Origin of the sequence: Aeromonas sp. QDB03 (genome assembly GCF_027707985.1) — a bacterium.
Lineage (GTDB): Bacteria > Pseudomonadota > Gammaproteobacteria > Enterobacterales > Aeromonadaceae > Aeromonas > Aeromonas hydrophila.
Window position 1 is genome coordinate 504,454 of sequence record NZ_JAPCJG010000001.1, and the last position, 19,742, is coordinate 524,195.

Annotated in this window: 27 protein-coding genes and 1 pseudogene; 26 read left to right on the top strand and 2 right to left on the bottom strand. The window is 41.3% G+C overall.

Features of this window, described 5'->3' with window-relative positions:
- Positions 1-136: 136 nt before the first annotated feature.
- From PG900_RS02285 to PG900_RS02405, 25 genes are all read left to right on the top strand, one after another.
- Positions 137-265, top strand: a complete 129-nt coding sequence (locus tag PG900_RS02285) for a hypothetical protein (protein WP_270830815.1) — start codon at positions 137-139, stop codon at positions 263-265.
- Positions 262-423 carry a hypothetical protein gene (locus tag PG900_RS02290; protein WP_167825075.1) on the top strand — a complete coding sequence of 54 codons (162 nt, stop codon included), beginning with the start codon at positions 262-264 and terminating at the stop codon, positions 421-423. Before PG900_RS02285 ends, PG900_RS02290 begins: the two co-directional genes overlap by 4 nt.
- Positions 423-587, top strand: coding sequence for a hypothetical protein (locus tag PG900_RS02295; protein WP_270830816.1), 165 nt, complete (start codon positions 423-425; stop codon positions 585-587). The genes PG900_RS02290 and PG900_RS02295 overlap by 1 nt, the downstream gene beginning before the upstream one ends.
- 37 nt (positions 588-624) lie before the next feature.
- Positions 625-852 carry a hypothetical protein gene (locus tag PG900_RS02300; protein ID WP_270830817.1) on the top strand — a complete coding sequence of 76 codons (228 nt, stop codon included), beginning with the start codon at positions 625-627 and terminating at the stop codon, positions 850-852.
- A 5-nt stretch (positions 853-857) separates the two neighbouring features.
- Complete coding sequence (locus PG900_RS02305; RefSeq protein ID WP_270830818.1) at positions 858-1,094, top strand: hypothetical protein; 237 nt, start codon at positions 858-860, stop codon at positions 1,092-1,094.
- A 619-nt stretch (positions 1,095-1,713) separates the two neighbouring features.
- The gene (locus tag PG900_RS02310) at positions 1,714-2,019 is read left to right on the top strand and encodes a hypothetical protein (RefSeq protein ID WP_270830819.1); all 306 of its coding nucleotides are present in this window, start codon (positions 1,714-1,716) and stop codon (positions 2,017-2,019) included.
- Positions 1,997-2,407 (top strand): P27 family phage terminase small subunit, encoded by a 411-nt coding sequence (locus tag PG900_RS02315; RefSeq protein ID WP_270830820.1) that lies wholly within the window; start codon positions 1,997-1,999, stop codon positions 2,405-2,407. Before PG900_RS02310 ends, PG900_RS02315 begins: the two co-directional genes overlap by 23 nt.
- Entirely contained in the window at positions 2,407-4,191 is a 1,785-nt protein-coding gene (locus PG900_RS02320; protein WP_270830821.1) for a terminase large subunit, read from the top strand. Before PG900_RS02315 ends, PG900_RS02320 begins: the two co-directional genes overlap by 1 nt.
- A 58-nt stretch (positions 4,192-4,249) precedes the next feature.
- Positions 4,250-5,452: a phage portal protein gene (locus PG900_RS02325; RefSeq protein ID WP_270830822.1), complete on the top strand. Its 1,203-nt coding sequence runs from the start codon at positions 4,250-4,252 to the stop codon at positions 5,450-5,452.
- On the top strand, positions 5,445-6,050 hold the full coding sequence (locus PG900_RS02330) for an HK97 family phage prohead protease (RefSeq protein ID WP_270830823.1): 606 nt from the start codon (positions 5,445-5,447) through the stop codon (positions 6,048-6,050). Before PG900_RS02325 ends, PG900_RS02330 begins: the two co-directional genes overlap by 8 nt.
- Positions 6,051-6,136: 86 nt before the next feature.
- Positions 6,137-7,339: a phage major capsid protein gene (locus PG900_RS02335; protein WP_135319820.1), complete on the top strand. Its 1,203-nt coding sequence runs from the start codon at positions 6,137-6,139 to the stop codon at positions 7,337-7,339.
- Between the two features lie 268 nt (positions 7,340-7,607).
- Complete coding sequence (locus tag PG900_RS02340; RefSeq protein WP_270830824.1) at positions 7,608-8,147, top strand: hypothetical protein; 540 nt, start codon at positions 7,608-7,610, stop codon at positions 8,145-8,147.
- Positions 8,147-8,485: a phage head completion protein gene (locus PG900_RS02345; protein ID WP_270830825.1), complete on the top strand. Its 339-nt coding sequence runs from the start codon at positions 8,147-8,149 to the stop codon at positions 8,483-8,485. Before PG900_RS02340 ends, PG900_RS02345 begins: the two co-directional genes overlap by 1 nt.
- Entirely contained in the window at positions 8,486-9,058 is a 573-nt protein-coding gene (locus PG900_RS02350; RefSeq protein WP_270830826.1) for a hypothetical protein, read from the top strand.
- A complete protein-coding gene (locus PG900_RS02355; protein ID WP_270830827.1) occupies positions 9,055-9,408 on the top strand; it encodes a hypothetical protein in 354 nt (117 codons plus the stop codon). The genes PG900_RS02350 and PG900_RS02355 overlap by 4 nt, the downstream gene beginning before the upstream one ends.
- A gap of 11 nt (positions 9,409-9,419) precedes the next feature.
- Positions 9,420-9,845, top strand: coding sequence for a hypothetical protein (locus PG900_RS02360; protein WP_270830828.1), 426 nt, complete (start codon positions 9,420-9,422; stop codon positions 9,843-9,845).
- Between the two features lie 73 nt (positions 9,846-9,918).
- Positions 9,919-10,248, top strand: a complete 330-nt coding sequence (locus PG900_RS02365) for a hypothetical protein (RefSeq protein ID WP_270830829.1) — start codon at positions 9,919-9,921, stop codon at positions 10,246-10,248.
- 215 nt (positions 10,249-10,463) lie between these two features.
- A complete protein-coding gene (locus PG900_RS02370; RefSeq protein ID WP_270830830.1) occupies positions 10,464-10,730 on the top strand; it encodes a hypothetical protein in 267 nt (88 codons plus the stop codon).
- 75 nt (positions 10,731-10,805) lie between these two features.
- Positions 10,806-11,027 carry a hypothetical protein gene (locus PG900_RS02375; RefSeq protein WP_201899407.1) on the top strand — a complete coding sequence of 74 codons (222 nt, stop codon included), beginning with the start codon at positions 10,806-10,808 and terminating at the stop codon, positions 11,025-11,027.
- 186 nt (positions 11,028-11,213) lie between these two features.
- The gene (locus PG900_RS02380; protein WP_270830831.1) at positions 11,214-13,700 is read left to right on the top strand and encodes a hypothetical protein; all 2,487 of its coding nucleotides are present in this window, start codon (positions 11,214-11,216) and stop codon (positions 13,698-13,700) included.
- A 44-nt stretch (positions 13,701-13,744) separates the two neighbouring features.
- Positions 13,745-14,140 carry a hypothetical protein gene (locus tag PG900_RS02385; protein WP_270830832.1) on the top strand — a complete coding sequence of 132 codons (396 nt, stop codon included), beginning with the start codon at positions 13,745-13,747 and terminating at the stop codon, positions 14,138-14,140.
- Positions 14,140-14,403 (top strand): hypothetical protein, encoded by a 264-nt coding sequence (locus PG900_RS02390; RefSeq protein ID WP_270830833.1) that lies wholly within the window; start codon positions 14,140-14,142, stop codon positions 14,401-14,403. The genes PG900_RS02385 and PG900_RS02390 overlap by 1 nt, the downstream gene beginning before the upstream one ends.
- A gap of 15 nt (positions 14,404-14,418) precedes the next feature.
- Positions 14,419-14,706, top strand: a complete 288-nt coding sequence (locus tag PG900_RS02395) for a hypothetical protein (protein WP_270830834.1) — start codon at positions 14,419-14,421, stop codon at positions 14,704-14,706.
- 84 nt (positions 14,707-14,790) lie between these two features.
- A complete protein-coding gene (locus tag PG900_RS02400; protein ID WP_270830835.1) occupies positions 14,791-16,719 on the top strand; it encodes a pyocin knob domain-containing protein in 1,929 nt (642 codons plus the stop codon).
- 100 nt (positions 16,720-16,819) lie between these two features.
- The gene (locus PG900_RS02405; protein WP_270830836.1) at positions 16,820-17,215 is read left to right on the top strand and encodes a hypothetical protein; all 396 of its coding nucleotides are present in this window, start codon (positions 16,820-16,822) and stop codon (positions 17,213-17,215) included.
- Between the two features lie 38 nt (positions 17,216-17,253).
- Here PG900_RS02405 and PG900_RS02410 read toward each other — a convergent pair whose 3' ends face one another.
- Together PG900_RS02410 and PG900_RS02415 are read right to left on the bottom strand one after the other, a co-directional pair.
- On the bottom strand, positions 17,254-17,505 hold the full coding sequence (locus tag PG900_RS02410) for a hypothetical protein (RefSeq protein WP_270830837.1): 252 nt from the start codon (positions 17,503-17,505) through the stop codon (positions 17,254-17,256).
- A 2-nt stretch (positions 17,506-17,507) separates the two neighbouring features.
- Positions 17,508-18,980 (bottom strand): recombinase family protein, encoded by a 1,473-nt coding sequence (locus tag PG900_RS02415; protein ID WP_270830838.1) that lies wholly within the window; start codon positions 18,978-18,980, stop codon positions 17,508-17,510.
- Between the two features lie 49 nt (positions 18,981-19,029).
- Between PG900_RS02415 and PG900_RS02420 the strand changes: the two are divergent.
- Positions 19,030-19,701: pseudogene (locus PG900_RS02420) on the top strand (dicarboxylate/amino acid:cation symporter); the annotation flags it as partial.
- Positions 19,702-19,742: the final 41 nt, after the last annotated feature.

Sequence of the window (19,742 nt, forward strand, 5' to 3'; positions counted from 1 at the left end):
AACGCGAAGATTGGATCAGCTTGGCAGTCCGCCTAGTTTTTGAATATTTTAAAAACAAGAAAAAGTAAAGCCGTAAATAAGGGTAAGAGAGAAACGAATCCTTACCCTTAAACCACCACATAAAGGAAACAAGAAAATGCACCAACAATTTATCGATGATATTGCAGATGAGGTTATTGCAATCCTTGCCACTACCATGAGCAAGAGAAACAAAGCAAAACAAATTATCCCAGTACTGAACAGACTAGAGGAAATCGGACTATGAGCATTGTAGAGAGATTAGAGAAGCTTGATAACTGGCTAGATGGTAAGAGAACCGAAAACTTCCGTGAGCTGTTAGAAGAAGTATTAGAGATGAAGATTCCAGAATCCATCAAACAGAAAGTAGTTTTTGAAGTAATGAAAGAGAAAGGGTTCATCTAATGAAATACGAAATCCAAATTGTTGACGATGACCCACAAGACCTTCTAATCGATGAAGTTGAAGAAATCATAGTTAGCAAGTCAGTAGTTAAGGCAATTATCCAAGCTCACCAAGAACAAGTTAAAGCAGGATTGAAAGCAGTAAATAAGAGGGTAAGGGATTAGTCCTTACTCTTAAACCACCATATATAAGGAAACAAAAATGGAAACTAAAAACTTTACCATTCATAACATAGTAGTAAACCCATATCGCGTTGAAGGTGTCACATGCTTTGATATTGAAGCATCATACTACAATCATAATTTCAAGTTCACTCATACTATTCAGGTATTCAATTCCAAACTCAATAAAGACGATTTCGATTTTGCTGAATTAGTTGATAGTACACTGACCAGAACATATAACATCATCACTGGTAAAAAGGAATAAACAAAATGACTCCACTTAAATTTACATATATGAAAGTTGATGAAACATTCGAAATCGTACCGGTGGAAGGTTGCACAATCATTCCTTCATATTGGGATGGTAAGAAATCTATTGAAGTAGAAGTTCGAGATAACATCATCTACCCACCTAAAGGTTATACCGGAAACATTGAGCTGTTCTGTTATGACAATACAGATCCTGACAAATTTCATCTGACAGAAGTTCTGGTTTATAAATACTAATAAAAGGAACAAGAAAATGAACACACAACAAATTGAAACCTTGTTCAACACCATCACTTCTAAGCAAGCACAAGAATTACTTGATAAGTCTCTGTAACGCTCTCTAAGCAATCGTTAGCTTAAGCAATACCCTGATACCAAATTAGAAAAGAAATCGATAGGGGGGCCTAAAAATCCAATTAAATCATAGTAATGAGACCCCCATCGCCCCTATTTGTGTGCAAATGGAGTTTGAAATAGTTTTTTCCAAACTATAGTTCGAGCCCGTCCCGAGAATTTAAAATGAAGAAAAGGTGTAAGTATTCTTGGTGTTCCAACATCACGGAAGGCCAGACGTATTGCGACATTCACTCATTCGACAAACCGTCAAAAGTAAAACGAATTTTTGAATCTGACCGATTTTACAAGACTGGTAAGTGGGTTCGAATGTCTAAATATCTTCGAGCTGAGAAACCTATTTGTGAAGTTTGTCAAGCCGACACAAGCGATTTAGTTGACCACTATTGGGAGATCCGTTACCCATTTGGCGACGAATATTCGCTAGACCCATCCAATTTAATCTGTTGTTGCCATAGTTGCCACAACAAGAAAACCGCCGAATTACAAAGGAGATTAAGAAATGAGAAACCTACTAGAGAAACTTTCCTCTGGTTGGAAGTCAATGCACCTCGCCGTGACACGTTGGAAACAATCAAGGAAATCAAAGAGCGAAGCATTGCGTAAGCAATCAGTCAAATTTACTATCAATTTCGATTTGAAGAAAGTAATCAATACAGTCGTCATTCTTGAAGAGAAAATCTATCGAGTCATTATTGATGAATCCACTATTAACATTATCGATATCTACGGTCGCCCTTTAGATAATGAGGTTCTTATTGTTGATATCCTGAGAGAGGTTAAACATGGCAGCACGGAAAACAACTAACGTTCCTGTCATGCTCTTTACCCTACATCCAGAAGTGGTTCCCATATATAAGAAGGTATTGAACGTCCTTAAGAAACAACGAATTGTGAACGACTCCGAATTACCTATTATCGCTACGTATTCAAATCAGGTGTATCTGAATCAACGAGCAATGATGAGTATGGTAACTGATGGGGTTGTATTGTATTCAGTAACACAACATGGAGAGGTTCAGAAAGAGAATCCCCAATGTAAGGTATTCAACCAAACCACCATTCAAATTGCTAAGTATGCCGATATCCTTGGGCTATCTGCTAAGGCTATGAATGATATATCGAACCCTGATGATAAAGAGGATGACGAAGATGATCCATTATCCAATCTGATTAAGAAACGAGGCAAGAAGTAATGTTTAAGTATGATGAATCAAGGGGGATAGAACAATTCAACTTTATAGAGAATGAACCTAATTTGAAGGACTATAGAGGAACCCCTATCAACTCTCCTTATTTCCAAGGTTGGCAAGGTGCCTTTGTATATGTTCATCAAGTCCTTACTGGTATTCGTCATGCAAGCAAAAGAGAGAAACAAGCCTGTGAACGATTCATAGAGGATCTAAAGCGACCAGACCTGTATATCGATTATGACGATCTAGAAGTTGTGATTGTGATTGCAAACTCTCTAAAGCACCGCATAGGCCCTATATCAGGTTCTCCTATCTACTTGCTCCCTTGGCAGATATTCCACTTCATGAACCTGTTTGCTCTTAAGTACAACGATAAGCACGAAGATGAAACACTCCATGGCTTGCGCAAGTACAAGAAGGTATTCAGCTTCCTGGCTCGGGGTAATGGTAAAAGCCAAATGGCATCCATCATCACCATTTGTATGCTGTTCCTGAATGAAGATGGAAGCCCCCTCTGTACGTCGTCAGCAGCAACCAGAGAGCAGGCAAGCATTGTATTTGAGGATATCAAACACCAGATACAGACAGGCTCTAAGAGCATTAAGAAGCGTTTTAAGGTGATGGCCCGCCACATCGAGTACAAGCCCACGAAAGGGCGGATCATGGCTACATCCTCAGTTGCAAAAAACCTCGATGGTAAGCGCATTTTATGTGGCATCCTAGATGAGATTCATTCTCATCCAGATTCAACAGTCCATGATGTAATCGAATCGTCACAGGGTTCTGGTACTGCCGAGCCAATGTTGTACATGATCACCACAGCCGGTACAGATGTATTCTCATATTGCCGTCAAACCTATGATTACTGCTGCGAACTATTAGACGGAATCAAGACGAATGACCGTTATTTTGTTCATATATTCGAAGCAGAAGAGACAAGACAAGCAAATGACCCAATAGCATGGGAACAAGCAAGCCCTTCATATGGTCACGCTGTAGTTCCAACTCTTCTTAAGACTGATTACTTAGGCGCTCAGATGTCTCCAGCTGCTATGGCTGCTTTCGAGACTAAGCGTCTTAACCGTTGGCACACATATAATGAAGATGGCTTTATTGATACCGACCTAATAGAGAAGTGTTCAGAAGATTTTGATAAAACTCTAGAAGACTATGAAGAGGGAACAGAAGCTTTCTTGGGTGTGGATCTCGCTGAAACGAACGACCTCTGTACAGTCTCAACTATTATTCCTCATGAAGGTGGTGGGTTCGATGTATTCACTAAGAGTTTCTTACCCAAGGCGACTTTTGATAAGACTCAAGACAAGATAAAGGCGATATATGCTAAGGCTGTTAGCACTGGTCATATGGAGTTGACAGAAGGTAACTATACCAACTTAGATAATATTCACCATTACATCGAATCTATTAGTCGTCATTTTGACCTGGATAAATGCGGTATTGACCCAGCGTCGGGTGGTATCGACTTTGGTAAAAAGCACTATGACCAATTTACAGATGAACTGATTATTGTTCCTCAAGGATATGACTTATCAGGCGCTGCTAGTCGTGTTCTTCGATCTTCCTTCATAGGTAAGTTCAAGTTCCATAAGAATGATGTCTTGCTTGCTTGGGCACTCCAAAATGCACGGGTTAAAAGTGGTTTGAAGGGTGATATGTGGGTTCATAAACCTACAAGTAATAACGCTCTTAAAATAGACCCTCTTATTGCAACCATGATTGGTGTAAGTCTGGTTCCTGCCGTTGATAGCACTCCAACAATACGTTAATTTTTAATGGGGTCTAAATACCATAGAGAATAAAAGTCTACTATGGAGACCCCTTAAAATGTTAAATAAAAACTTGGGTCAACACTTTAATAAAAAGAGTGCTGATCCTACACCTTTTGTTGGTGCGACGGGGCCGTTTAATATACCTAGTTTTGGAGATCACAAACCAAATTACTTGCAAGAGCCAACCGCCCTTGCTTGCTTGAAAATTATCTGTAACACCGTTAGTTCACTTCCAGTTGAATGTAAGTTTGCTGGTAAAAAGTACAATGAGTTTTCAGATAATATTCCAGAAGGTGTATCGGTTCTAGTACGAAAACCAAATGAAGACGAAACGATTAGTCAACTTAGTTCTAAAGTTGCTGCCAACTTGGTTTGTCACTCAGAAGCTTATCTTCAAATCAAGACCATGGGCTCTAGGAACGGGGTAGGCGGTCGTCTGCGCTCAATCGAATGTATCCCTACTGGTAAGGTTACACGTACTCAGGGAAGCGATGGTAAGTGGGTATATGGTGGAGTAGATAACCAGAACAAGAAAATCATCTCTAGTGAAATTGTTCGTCTTACTGGTGTGGCTCTGGATGAACGAGTTGTTAATATCCTTCTTAACTCTAAAGAAATTTTCAATCTGAGTTTAAACGGTATTCAATCCGCATCTGAAAATCACCGTCGTGGCCCTAAGAACGCTGGTTTTATTCAGTACGAAGAAAAGCTTAAGGATGAAACTTACAACCGCTTAGACGCTCGCCTTAACTCATTGGCTAATGATGAAAGCACTGGTGATATCGTCATTTTGGATAAGGGTGCAACATTCACACCTAACCCATTCAATATGAAAGATACCCAGCTTGCGGAATCATTGGAGCTGAGTACAGAACAAATCGCAATGTTGATGGGTGTACCTCTTCAACTATTGGGTGGTACTGGTGACTCTTCTTATAAAGATATGAATGAGATCCGCCAAGGATTCTTGTCTATCACTATTAACCCAATCATCAAGGCAATTGAAGACGCTATTCATAACAAACTGAATTATGAATACATCATCGACTATCAAGAGAAAGATTTCCTTAATAGCAATTACGAAACTCGCGTCAAGCTCGGTATGGATATGTTCAAGCTCGGTCTTATTTCCAATATTGAAACTCGCGCAACTGCTGATATGGAATCAGAAGGTATCGAAGAACGATATGTGATTCAAAGCAACAATAACTCCTTTGGGCAACAAGAGGAACAACAGAGAGAAATAACAAATGAGTGAAAAGAAAATTAAGAGCGTAGGTAATCGTATTGACCTAAGCCAATTCGCCATTTCTGAAACTGGTGAATTTACATGTTATGGCAACATTTACAATTATTTGGATCATGCTGGAGACGTAACACTCCCCGGTGCATTTGATGCGAGTATCGAATATCACAAAGAAATGGGAACCATGCCACGCTTCCTCTTTAACCATGAAGATAATCAAGTGGTAGGAAAATGGCTGTCCATGGAAGCAGATGATACCGGTCTTCTACTCAAAGGGAAAATCAACCTAGAAACAGATCTAGGCAAACAGATTTATCAAAACCTCAAAGCTGGCGACCTTGATTCGTTCTCTATTCAGTACGAGACATTAGAAGAAGAGGAAAGGGATGGTATTAACTATCTGATTGCTGTTCATGTGGTTGAAGTATCCGTAGTTACTTTCCCATGTAATGAAGCAAGCCTTCTTATTGATATCAAGTCCCGTTACAAGAAATCCAAAGAAGAAGATGTAATCGAAACAGTAAAAGAAGACGAAGTAGAAGAATCTATTTTCTCCAAGTCCGATATTTCTGCTTTTGCAAAGCGTCTTAAACAAATCGTAAACCGCTAATTTTAGCACCCCTAAATAATATCAGAGAAAAGGAGAAATGGTTCTCCTTCTCTATCCTATTTTTAAACTATAAAAGGAAATATAAAATGTCCGCATTGGCTAAACTGAAATCCCGTAAGTCTGTAAAAGAAGAAGAACTGCCGACCGAAGACGCTCTTATTGAAGCTCTTGATCAGGTAGCTACTCTGGTAGAACAAAACGAAATTATCGTTGCTGCTCTGGAAGAACAAGAAGCAAAATCCAAAGCACTCGAAGACGAAGTAGAAGAAATGAAGCGTCGTAAAGCAGAAGGTGAAGACGACGAAGATAAAGAAGAAATGGAAGCTAAGTCTGCTCGTAAAGCTTTCAAGACTGCCATGAAATCCTTCTCTGGTGAAATCATCAAAGACGGTAAGCTGAAAGTTAAATCCGATGCTGGTAATACCTTTGGTCAAGGTGGTGATACCATCGTTCATGAAGTAGCTAAGTTCCTGACCGAACGTATTATGAAGCAATCCGCACTGGTTTCTCACTTTGGTACTGAAACCGCTTCTGGTCGCAGCTATAGCAAGAAAATGACACAGGGTGGCACCGTTGCATCTTGGGAAGGTGAATATAACTCAACCGTTCCTGTTCTGGTTGACGTCGAAGCAACCGCAGGCACTCTGACAGCCTCCCCGCGTATTAACAAAAACGATGCTGCTGACTCCTTCTTCGATGCTTATGCATTCCTACAAGGTGACGCACTCAAGCGTATTGCTGCTCAATCTGCTCTGGCTCTGCTGCAAGGTGATGGTTCTAATAAGCCGAAGGGTCTTGTTAAGCACTTCGACGCAACCGCCGAAGGTCAAAAGCCTGTTGAAGAACGTAAGGTTGACGTATTCCATACTTCCGTTCTGGCTGATATCAAAGACGTTGAAAGCGCTCTGCGTAAGCTGGTTCTGCAAGTTCCGCAAGAGTATCACGGCAACTCCCGTTGGGGTATGAGCCAAGCCGCTTATGAAGCTATTCATGATGTGAAGGACGCACAAGGTCGCGGTCTGATGCAACCGGATCCGACTAACCCACTGAACATGAAAATCTTCGGCTTTGACGTGGTTATCGATGTAACGCTGACCCCGACCAGCCCTGTGATGTTCGGTGACTTCGACGCCGGTTTCAAGATCGTTAACCTGCCTAATACTCTGGACGTTGTAAGCAACATCTACCGTGTACCGGGTAACATGGTTTACGACATCACTATGCGCTCTGCTGCCATCATGGGTGCTAACGATGCTATCGCTGGTCTGATGCTGCCTGCCGCTGCTTGAGAAGGTAACGGTAAATTGGGAGAGGTGAGAATATCCGCCTCTTCTTCCCTGATTGTCAGTGATGGAAAGTCGTTGGATAAAGTCGAAATCTTTCAAGGTGGAGACGATATTCTAAACGCCTCTGACCTCAGTATAACCGAGAGTGCCAATCAACCAGTTGCTAAACGGACATATACCCGTAAGGCAAAAGCTGAATAAATCAATTAAGCCATCCTTCGGGGTGGCTTTTTTGTATCCCTAAATAAAAGAAACTACTAAGGAGAAATAGATGAAACAAGTTGAATATAGAATTGATTATTCCGATGTAGATTTTGAAGTACTGGTAAAAGAAGATGAAATTCAGAACTATTTGAGGTTACCTGATTCAGATTCCGAAATTCCTATTCTTCGTGAGTCTGCAATTAGAATGGCTGAAAGATATATGAATAGACCTCTCACTAAACAGTCTGGGAGAGTCTATGCGAACGTTCATGAGTTCCGTATACCCTACACACCTATTACTGGTGACATTACCATAAAATCTATTACAGACTCTTCTGGTAAGCCTGTTACCGGTTATACATGGGATAGAGTAACAAACAAGGTCAAAATAGATAGACTGGTACAACTTCCAGTAACTCTAGAAATTGATTTTATTAAAGAAGATGTTCCTCTTCCTGCTGCTATTAAATTAGCAATTTTAAAAATCTGTGCAACAGAGTATGAGCTACGAGAGGATAGTGTAGTTGCTGCAAGCGTTACCGAGATCCCAAATACAGCTTCAAAGATTCTCGACCTTTATTCACTTCCTGCTGGGGGTGTCTACTAATGGCTAGAATCGGAGCAATGAGGCACAAAGTAAAGGTGATGCATAAGACCATTACTCAAAACTCCGTAGGAGAGCAGGAGAGTGTATTAGAGGATATGTATGGTCTTAGATGCTCGATGGATTTTCAAAAGACAGAAGATTCAGATAGTAAATTCTCTGATGCATGGGCAAACCGACTTGTGATGAGGACAAGATATTCACTTCCACTGATGGATACTTTGACTAACAAAAACAGCTTCAAGATCCGTTGGCAAGACAACTTGTATTCTATTAAAGGATATGAGTCTTGGAACAATTTGCAGAAGTACATCACTGTTTATCTTGAGAAGGATATTTAAATGGCAAAAACCAACATATCCGGATTGAAAGAACTAAACGAACTTCTTGATTCTCTCACCGAACCTAAATTCAGAGCTAGAGCATTAATGAACAGTGCGAAAAAATCGTTAGAATCTGTTAAGCAAGAGATGATCAACTCACTTCCAACCAATATGAAGCCTGATGACGTTGTTGTGAAAACCAAGGTAAACACAGACAAGAAGATGGGGAAGGTGAAGAAAGGGTATATCAAGGATGACAAGTATTCAGAACTCTATTCAGAAGTAACATTCAGGACTCGTAAGGGTGAATATGGAGAAGAGAGTGCTTACGGTATGGCAACCATCATGAATTATGGTCGTCGTAATCCATTGGCGCGGGTGAGGGGTGTTTCTAAGTTCCATTCATTCGGTAAACCAACAGAAGAAACACATAGATATATCGGGGTAACTGAAGGTCTTCATTTCGTAGAGAAGGTCAGATTCAACACTGAGGAATCTTTACGGGCTGATTTCGAAAGGAATCTTGAACAAGAACTTCAATCCCAGATTAAGAAACAAGACAAATATCGAAAGAGGAAGAATAATAGATGATCGAATCAGAACTCACTAAATCCTTAACTCCATTCGCCAAAGTCTACCCATTCAAAATACCTGATACCGAAACAGGTGTGGCTATATCTTATCGAAGGATTGGGAATAGGATTAGAACGAAATATTACAGCATGAACTATCAGATATCTGAAGCTCTGTTTTTCGTAATTCGTCAAGACCCAAGCTATCTATCAATTTGTGATGATTCGAACTTTATTTCGAGTGTCACTAAATACAAGAGTGAAAACCTTTTATCTATTCGTTTTGATGGATATGAGGATTTTGAAACAACAACTGGACAATACGAAAGGCAATACCGCCTGATTGTTCTTCATAAAGAAACTATATAAGGAAACATAAAATGGCCGGATTATCCGATGCAACAGTTGCAAACTATATGACTTTCAAAATTGATGACGTTGAAGTTACCGATATTGAAAGTCTTACCGGTGGTGGTATTAATACCAATATCATCGAATTTTTCAATTACAACTCCGAGTTCTCCCGTAAGCGCCCTGGATCGAGTTCTGTCGATGCTTATGAACTGACTTGTACCTATATCCCTGAATCCGCCTCCTATAAGGCTCTGGAAGCTGCGCGGGCAGGTAAAAAGCGCCACCAATTCATAGCAATCTATCACGATGCTCCGGGTGAAACAGGTGGTACTCAAGTTAAGTTCACTGCTTTTATTGGCTCCAAAGTAACTTCTAGCGAGTTTGATACTCAGCGTACTGTTGCTTGGACACTGGCAGTTGACGGCGCACCCGTTGAGAGTGCTGCAACCTAATAATTAGCCATCCTTCGGGGTGGCTTTTTTGTGTCCTAAATAAGGATATAACAACCACACAAGGAAAAACAAAATGAAAATGCTTGATAAGTTCGGGCTGAAACCCAAGAAGATGTATATTGAAGTTGATGGAGAGAAGAAAGAATTCTATTCAAAGTCGATTTCTTATAATCTCGCGGTGTTTATCGGTAATCAACAAGATGATATTATCCGTCAACTCACTATGATCCGTCACTGTCTATGTGAACAAGATGGTTCTATGACATTCCCAGAAGATACACCCCTTGAACATATTGGTGATGTATTCCCATTTGAAGTTATTGGTTTGATGGCTGCTGAAATCGCTAAGTCATCTGGCCCTAAAGCAAGAGAAGAATCAATAGTAAAAAAGCCCGTGAGCTAAGTATCAACTCAGATAGAAAATTCCTGTTTGACCTCAGTATATCACTAGGTAAACCCGTCCATGAGATTCAGGAATGGCCCCTACAATTGATTGATGAATACAAGGCATACAATCTACTTACCCCGTTTACAAAGCGAGTAGACCACGAATTACAGGGTTACCTGATATCCCTTATCAGAAACCAGAACATTACCAAGAAATCCCAGTACAAGGGTATGGATGAACTTCTTCCGTTCCTCAAGGGTGAGCTTAGTAAGGAACTAGAGCATGAATTGGTGAACAAAGCCTTCATGTTGTTCGGTAACACTCGCACGATTAGAGCCAAACAACACCTAATCGACACCATAGATGAAACTATCGTTGAAGAGTATGGAAAAGAGGATCGGGATGACTATCTGATACGTCGTCTGTTCATGGTCAAAGCTAAGGTAAACGAGGCGATACTTAGCCAAAAACGAGAAGAGGAAGAGGGGAAAGAATAATTTCCCCTTTTATAGTTCAAGATCTGTTTGGATCCGTGTTATAGTGACCAATAAATTGAATAAAAGGAAAATTAAATGTCTGTTATGTTTTTAGTAATTGTCGCAATTCTCTATGTCTTTGCTACCTTCGTAATCGCTCAAGGTGCTGAAAATAATAGAGGGACTAACTTTGTTGTGTGTATGACCATTGGTCTGTTCACATCTCCTATTGGGCAACTGGTTTATGTATTCTATGAACCAAACCACAAGAAAGACCAACAACATCGTGAGTTGATGGAACTACTTCGAAACAAGTAACCTAGACCAATTCAACTAAGGGGCCTTCGGGCTCCTTTTTTATTTCCGAAACCCTAAATACCAAGGAGATATTAACAATTAACAAAAGAGGTAATAAAAATGGCCGGGGTTTCAATTGTGCTCTCCGCACAAACGCAATTATACATAGATCGGATAAAAAAAGCCCAAACTCAAGGTAACAAATCCATGGACAACATCGGCAAGAAAGCCGGTGATATGGGGAACGAGGTTACAGGGGCTTTCAATCTTCCTAGTAACGCTATAACAGGTTTCCTAACACGTCTTGGGCCTGTTGCTGGTGCGATTGGTATCATTGGCGGTGCTGCATATGGAGCAGGGGTAAAACTCGCTCAAATGGGGGCGGAAGTCGCCAAGAGTCAAAAACAAATGGAAGCAATGGCAAGACAAAATGGTGTCTCTGTTGCTGAAATGAATAAATATGGTCTGGCTGTTCAGGGTGTTGGTCTTGATATGGAGAAGCTAGGAGACATCTCCAAAGACGTTTTAGATCGCATAGGAGATAATATCTCAACAGGTGGGGGGGCTTTATTAGACCTGTTTGACACCATCAAGGGCAAATCTGATATGACAATCAATGATCTGAAAGGTCTTGGTGGTCTTGATGCACTAAAGAAGATCCAACAAGAATTAGACAGGGTAGGGGCATCGGCAGCCCAACAGACATTCGTCCTTGAAAGTCTTTCCTCTGATGCAAGTAAGCTAACTCCTGTTCTCAGGATGAGTGAACAAGAGCTTAATAATATGCTTGCTGGATATGCAACAAAACGAGCATCTTTAGCAAGTTCTACCATGGATGATATTACCCGTATTCAATCCAATATGGACACCCTTTCAAACAACTTCAACGCCGCATTAACAAACAGTTTTCACGGTCTTATCAATCTTGCCGATAGGATGACTAAAAAGGTTAGTGATGCATTATTTGAAATTGGTGAGAGTTCTAAGAGCCAGCAAGTGATTGGTGATTATATATCTTCTGGTGGAGAGATAAACGCGAAGAACTTTAACGAGGTAATGGAGAATGCATCTGGTATTCTTACACAAATGAGAATTGATGCTGCCGGTACTGCTTCTATGGAATTTAGTCCGATATTCGATGCTACTAACTTCCGCAAACGTAGGGATGAACTTATTGCTGAGAGTGAAGCTAAATGGCGTGATTCTACCCTCAAAGCTGCTGATATTAGAAATGCTGATTCTATTAATCGTGAAAACGTTGGTACTGTTGGTAATGCTCCTATAGTCAATTATGGTTCATCTTCTGATGCTAACAAGGCTGCCGAAGCTAACGCGAAAGCTAGAACAAAACTTCTTGCTGAAATTGGTAAAACTGAAACTGAATTGCAGAACTCTATTGGGGAAGAAAGTACCAAAGCTTTACAGAGTCGTTTATCGCAACAGAATGAGCTGTTAAAGGCTAATGGAGAAGAACGTAAGGGTATTGTAGAGGCTCAGGGTAAGTTTGCCCAGGAAGCCGCACAGAAGCGATTTGCGGCACTCGCTACTTTGAACAAGACAGAGGAAGATAATGCAAAATATGCTTATCAATCTCAGTTGAACCAACTCAATAAATTCCTTCAAGATGGGTCATTAACTCAATCTGAATTTGACCAAGCGAAAATTCTAGCTGAACAAACTCTTCAAAATACTCTGGCTGATATTCGTAAGAAGGCGAGAGATAAAGAGCTTGAAGAAGAACGGAAGTTGTTTAATGAACAACAAGCCATTTTACAAGGTAAGTTGGGATTTGCTGTTATTGCTCAGGAAAGAGCAGACCTTGAACTTGAAATAGCTGTTCGTGATGCAGAAAACCAAATGGCTGTTCTCAATGAGAAAGCAGGGAAGGAAGTAATCACCGAGCAGATGAAGCAGGACAAGATTTCTACTCTTCGTCAGGAACACCGTGATAAAGAAATCGAACGTGAATTGATGGACGTTCAGAGTGACGAACAACGTGAAATCCTTAAATGGGAAATGAAGCGTCAATTCGTTGAAGAACAACATGAACTCGGGTTGTTGTCTGAACAGGCATATCAAGATCGAATGGTTGAAATCGACGCCAACGCCACCAAGGCAAAGCGTGATTTGATGAATGTCCAGTTGGGAACAATGAGTGAGCTGTTTAGCGGTATGTCTCAGAACCTAAAGGAAGGCTCTAAGATGCAGAAGGCAGCGTTTGCTATGGAGAAGGCAGCCACAATTAGTCGTGTCACTCTGGGAACGTTTGACGCGCTTGCAGCTATCGATAAAGACCCGTCTCTTCCTACTTTCGCTTCAAAGGCTGTTGCTAAGGTAACTGCTGTCGCTCAGGGAGCTGCACAAGTAGCCGGTGCCGCCAGTGTGACATTAGGTCAGTTTCACTCTGGTTCGGATTCTGTTCCTTATGCAAATGGTGGTGAGATAAGCAATACGGGTTCATACATCCTCAAGGGTGGTGAACGAGTTGTTCAACCAGAAGCAAACAAAGACCTAACCTCTTATCTCGAAAACAATAAGAAGGGTGGTGGAAGTACATCAATCGATGCCAGTATCAATATAACTGGTAATACCATTGATGAATCGTTCGAACCTAAGTTCAAGCAGATGTGTTTCGATCAAATGGAAACTATCTACGATGCTTTCAACCAACACAAAGCAAATATAGGGGGCTAAGGCTCCCTAAATAACTTATATTAACTAAATAGAGGTATTTTAAAATGGCAATTCCACAAGTTACATATGACTTGGTTATATATCGTGGTGACAGTAAACGAATTCAGATGAAATTTGTTAACGTAGACGACCAAACAGGGGCAGAAGCTCCGGTTGATTTCACTAATCTGGAAGTAGTTCTTCAAGCTCGATACCAACCAGATGACCTTACCCCTGTATTCACTCTTCCATGGACTATAGTTGGTTCTGCGAAGAATGGTATTGGGTATTTCACACTAAATAAAACTCTATCTGAATCTCTTGCAGCGCCGTACGGAACCGAAAAAAGAAATTCGGGGGTCTATGACGTTCAATTCTGGTCTAAGACAGACCCAGAGGCTGCATTCTCGCCGGTCAAAGGTAATTGGAGAGTAGAACTTGACGTTACGAGGAAGAAATAATGTTAAGAGTAGAGATTGTAGAAACCGCAATGACCTTCACAGGGTCTGGATTTGCTCAAACTCCATTGAATCAAGCCGTTCATATTTTAGAGGGTGTGACAATTGGAGATGCATTAATCCAAGGTTGGAAAGATGAAGTGAAAGGATATTACGATGAAATTACCGCTGGTAGGTTGCTTAGTGATCAATTGATTCTCGCTTCTGGTAAAGCTTACGAGGTGAAACTAAAAGCCGTACCCACAGGCTTTGAATTGTGGTTATAGAAGAAGGAATAAAAAGTGATACAAGAAATTGTGATGCGTGAAAGAGGTGTTGAACTGCGGAAAGAAGTATTGATTCCAGATAGTATTGAACCGCCTTACGAAATGAAGCCGCCGATGTGGTATAAGCCTTCCCTACCGTATCAAGAAGTACCTCATCCACTGGTTGAATATGGTGTTTCTTGGAAGGATGGGCAGCCTATTGCATGGGTTTCTTTATTTCCATACGACCATCGTTTTGAAACTGATGTTGTTATCGAAGTAAACGGTCAGGAACTTTGGCGTAGAAAGTATTTCTTCAAGTAATAACAAGGGGCCTTCGGGCTCCTTTTTATTTTCCCTAAACCCTAAATACCAAGGAGAACAATTAACAAACAAGGAATTATTTTAATGGCACAAGAAAAAGTTCTGACTATTACGAAAAGTAATAGTACGATTACTACTCCATATTCGATAGATGCAAACCGCATTAAATCTAATAGTCAAATCGAGGTATATGACCAGACTGGTGTATATGGTCAACGTATGGTCACAGCCAATGGAATTACATATGTACAAGGTGGGAAAGTAGACCGTGATGTAACAGATCAAAGAATGTCTATTTCTGGGTGGTATGGGACGCCTCTGAGTGAATTCAGAATCATGATGGCTGCTGGTACTCAACCAAAAGTCAGAATTGAAGGGGCGAGCACCTACGATATTCTTCACCGTGGAAACTATCCAACAGCCGAGGAAGTTAAGGCAATGGCTGTTTATGATCGTCCGATCGACGACGATTGTGATAAAGCCTTAATACCGGGTAACTATGGTATTTTCGCCAATACAAAGAATACTCCATTGGGAACTGGTCCTAGTGGTTCGACTCTTCTTGTTACCAAGTGGGGTAATGGGGCGAATGCTCAAATATTCTTTTCTTATACAGAAAATAGAGTATGGGTACGTCGTCAATATGTTGGTGTTTGGCAACCATGGGCAGAGATGTATACCTCGCTGAATAAGCAACCTGTTGGTGGTATGGGTCTTGGTGTTGGTGATGGTACTGCGAACGCTACAACCGTTACAGGAGGTGTTCGTGACTTCAACCTAATCAAGACAACCGGAACATTCACTGTAGAGGGTAACTGGGCTAATGGAGTTGATAATACTGCAAATGCAACAGCTCATGTTGGTGTAGTAGAAGTTAAACAGAGGGCATTTGATAACCTCACTATTCAGAAATACAGTAACTGGGTAACCGTTGGTGGTTCTGTTGAACCTCGTGAGTTTACCAGAATTTGGATTAATGCAACCGAAGGTTGGCAACCATGGTATTCATCGGGTTTGTGGGAACAAGTAAACACCTATAGAACTGGTATCCTGAGACACAATAACGCAACCAACGATGACAGTGTTTATCCTTATGTATCTTATACCAAGGAAAAGTATCGTGATGGTGTTGCTGTTGGTGTTCCATATACCATAGGTGAAGTTAGCTTTAGGGCTGGGGCGACCAATAGATATGACCCACATACTGGTGATCAGTTATCTAGAATTATTGGGCAAGCAACTAATACAACAACCGCTGGGGAATATGAGGGGACTTTGTTCCTTGCTTCTAGATATCGTCGCGGTTCTGATGGTTCGTCGGCAGATACAAGTACACTTAGAATAAGTCGTGATGTCGGGGCCGAATTTACCCATGCTGGTAAGAAAGTCGGTATTAATACTGGCGTTGTTACTGCCGATAAGTTTATGACTTCTACATCTGGTTACGTTTTACAACATGCGACTAATACACAACAGAGTATCTATTTTGATAACCGTACTATTTTGGGTGGTGGTTCATCTGGTATTGTGATTCGTCCGAATGGTTCTGGTACTCCAACTGGTGAAACTGTATTTGGTTCTGATGGGACTATCTTGAATAATCAAGTACCAACTACTGGTAGTCATCTGACTAATAAAACCTATGTTGATAAAACTGTCTCAGGAAGTCTTAGCTCGATTATTGCACTGAAAGATACAGATGATTTAGACAACATGAAAACAGCAGGGTTCTATAGTCAGGTAGCTAATGCTAAGGCAACTCTTGCAAAGCATTACCCTGTTGAGAAAGCTGGCAACCTCCAAGTGATGACATCAGCGGGAACGATTCAAGTGTATTACGTTTATAACTCATCTGAGGTTTGGTCTCGTGCTCAATACAGTACCGGTGCTTGGACTAAATGGGAAAGAAACTACACCAAGTCAGAAGTAGATGCGTTATTGAGTCAGCTTAGAAACGATATAAATGAAGGGATGAAACAACTAACTACTGTTGGTACTTGGCCCGGAGTTTAAATCATTAATACTTTTGTAATACTCATTTATTATTCCGTAAATAGTATATGAACAAAGGGAATAAATTGTTATTCTCTAATTAACAAAACGGAATATATAAATGAGTAAACTAAAGGAGATTTGGAATCAAGGTGGTAATGTTGCTGGTTGGGCTAAAGTATTAACTATAGTATTTGCAATAATAACAGGTGGATATGCTTATTACTATAACACCCAATCGGAAATACAGACCTTGAAAACTCAAGTTGCGGAAGAACAAGGTTTTAGAAAGCAGCATTATAAGATGATATTGGACTTGCAAAAGGCAGATGATAATATCAATTATGCTTTGAGATCCCAAAGCGAACAGAACCAAGTTCAACGGGAATTTAATATCGAAGTTAAAGAATTCAATAAACAATCAATGGTAACGTTTAACGATATTGCTAAGACATTGGTTAAGATGAATACTCACCTTGATATTCTCATGCAAGATAAAGCAAATCAAAAGTCATAATAAAAAGGGATCCCGTTATTGAGATCCCTTTTCTCGCTTTATAAATAAGCATCAAGATGTTTTACCTTAAATGCTTTGACTTTACCCCATCTGTCATTGTCCGGTCTGGTATCAATACTCTCACACCCATTAGCAGTAAGCTGTTTCGAAACTATTGTGTTCTGTTGTGGAGTATTATCAAGCCTGTTATTCGCTATTTTCCACGCCCACAACGTCATCCATGTTTCACCCTCGTACTCGTACACACCATTATCTTGATATTCAATATCGCCTTTCTGAAACAATCTCATTTCTATTCTTCCTCTTGTCCAAATTGAGCCAATTCTTGTTTCAATCTTTCATCACCAACACCAACCTTCTTAATCTCATATCCTCCTTTCAATTTTCTACTTTGGTCAATAATAAACTTCCTTTGAAATCTCGTTTTGAACACTATATGAACGTGTGTTTGATAACCTTCCTTTTTACATTCAATCTTCTTGATAATTCTTTTCAATATTGCATTCTGTTTATCAGAGTCTTCAATATCAAGAATTGTTTTCAAATCAACTTCCGTTTGGTCTATAACTTCTTCCTTATTCAATTCCTCTAACTCATTCTCAACCTCTTCTATCTCTTCAAATACCATTTGGAGAATACGAGTTTTACCCTTGTTCTCTTTTCTCATGGTATCCAAATCAATCAATCTTTGTTCAAGTTCAGATATCCGGTCATCGTTATTAATAGGAGCCGGTTTATCATTAGGAACTTGAATATATGCAACTAATCCGAGAAGGATTTCATCAATATTCTTATAATATCCTTTCAGATCACATACACCATCAATAGAACCACTACAGACGCGATAGGTATCATTCCCTCTACGTCCTTTAATAACTAATGGACGACCACAAGAGCAGCGGAGAAGAGTAGAGAATGGGCCTTTTGCTTTTCTTCCCTTCTCACCACTCCCGGTTTTGATAATATCGAATTCTTGTTTGGTGCATATCTTAGGATAGAGACCAGCAACAGTTTCAACCGCCTTATATTCTCCATCACGAGATTCAAAATATGTCTTGGCCCCATATAGTATTGTGTTTTTCAGAATTGAACGAATAACAGCAACTTGCCATATACCGCCGTTAGGGCTCTCCAATCGCTCTGTATTGAATTCTCTTACTATGGCTAGGGGTCTCTTACCAGAAAGGCTTAAATCGACTATACGACGCGCTAGAGACGCTTTATTGTTGAGTACAGGAACACCGTCAATAATATCAATCCAAAAAGGCTGATTACCTTGGATTACTCGGTTTGTTCTCTTAGAAGTTTTGACAGAACGGATCCGCTGACTCTTTCTATCAGATTCTTGTTTTGCTAAGTCGGCGGATATCATGAGAGGTAAGACACCAGCGAGTGTTTTGAAATTGGTGGAATTATAGATTTGTCCATTCTCTATAGTGACCAAGGAACAACCATAAGAGATGAGTTCACTTACTATTCCAGTTACATCCTCCCAGCCTTTGCGAGAGAGACGGTCAGCGGCTTCAACAAGGATATAGCTGTCATTTGGAACCACACCTCGTTCAACGGCCCTGAGAAGCGATTTAAGGCCATCCCGTTGCACCTCCTTCCAACCACTCACACCTAGGTCTTCAAACGTCATAGAACTCAATTCAAGGCCATGTGTCATACAGAACCTTTCAGCTAGTTCAGTCTGACGGCGTAGACTATCACCATCGGCCTGTTGAGCACTTGAGAAGCGGGAGTAGAGGATTGCTTGGGTCATGGGATTCTCCTTGGTTTTGGACAGTGTACTACGTAGGAGAAACAGAACAAACAAGGTGATGCTGATCGCGCCGCTCGGCGTGTTCGGCCTGATGGCCGATGCCATCGGCACCTACGGTTTCGACGTGCTGACCCTGGTGCTCAAGCTGTTCGTGGTCTATCTGGCCGCCATCCTGATCTTCGCCTTCGTGGTCTATCCGCTGCTGATCGTGCTCTTCTCCAACACGCCGGTACGCAAATATCTGTCTGCCATGAAGAAGCCGCAGATCGTCGCCTTCTCCACCGCCTCTTCCATGGCGACCCTGCCGGTCAACATGGAGACCTGCGAGGAGGAGCTGAAGGTGACCAATGCCACGGCCTCCTTCGTGCTGCCGCTGGGCGCCACCATCAACATGAGCGGCAACGCCATCTATTACGGTCTGGTCGCCATCTTCTTCGCCCAGGTCTACCAGATCGATCTCTCCATGGGTGCCTGGGCCGCCATCATAGTGACCGCCACCCTGGGGGCCATCGGTCAGGCCGGTGTGCCGGGCCCGAGCTTCCTGGTGGTCGCCGTGCTGCTGGCAGCCGGGATCCCCATCGAAGGGCTGCCGCTGCTGTTCGCGCTGGATCGTTTGTTCGACATGATCCGTACCGCCCTCAACATCACCGGCGATGCGGCCTGCGCCGTCATCGTCGACCGCTACAGCCCGGATTACGATCCGGACCGCTGGAACAAATAATCCAGCTGCAATGAACAAGGGGCCCGCGGGCCCCTTTCTTT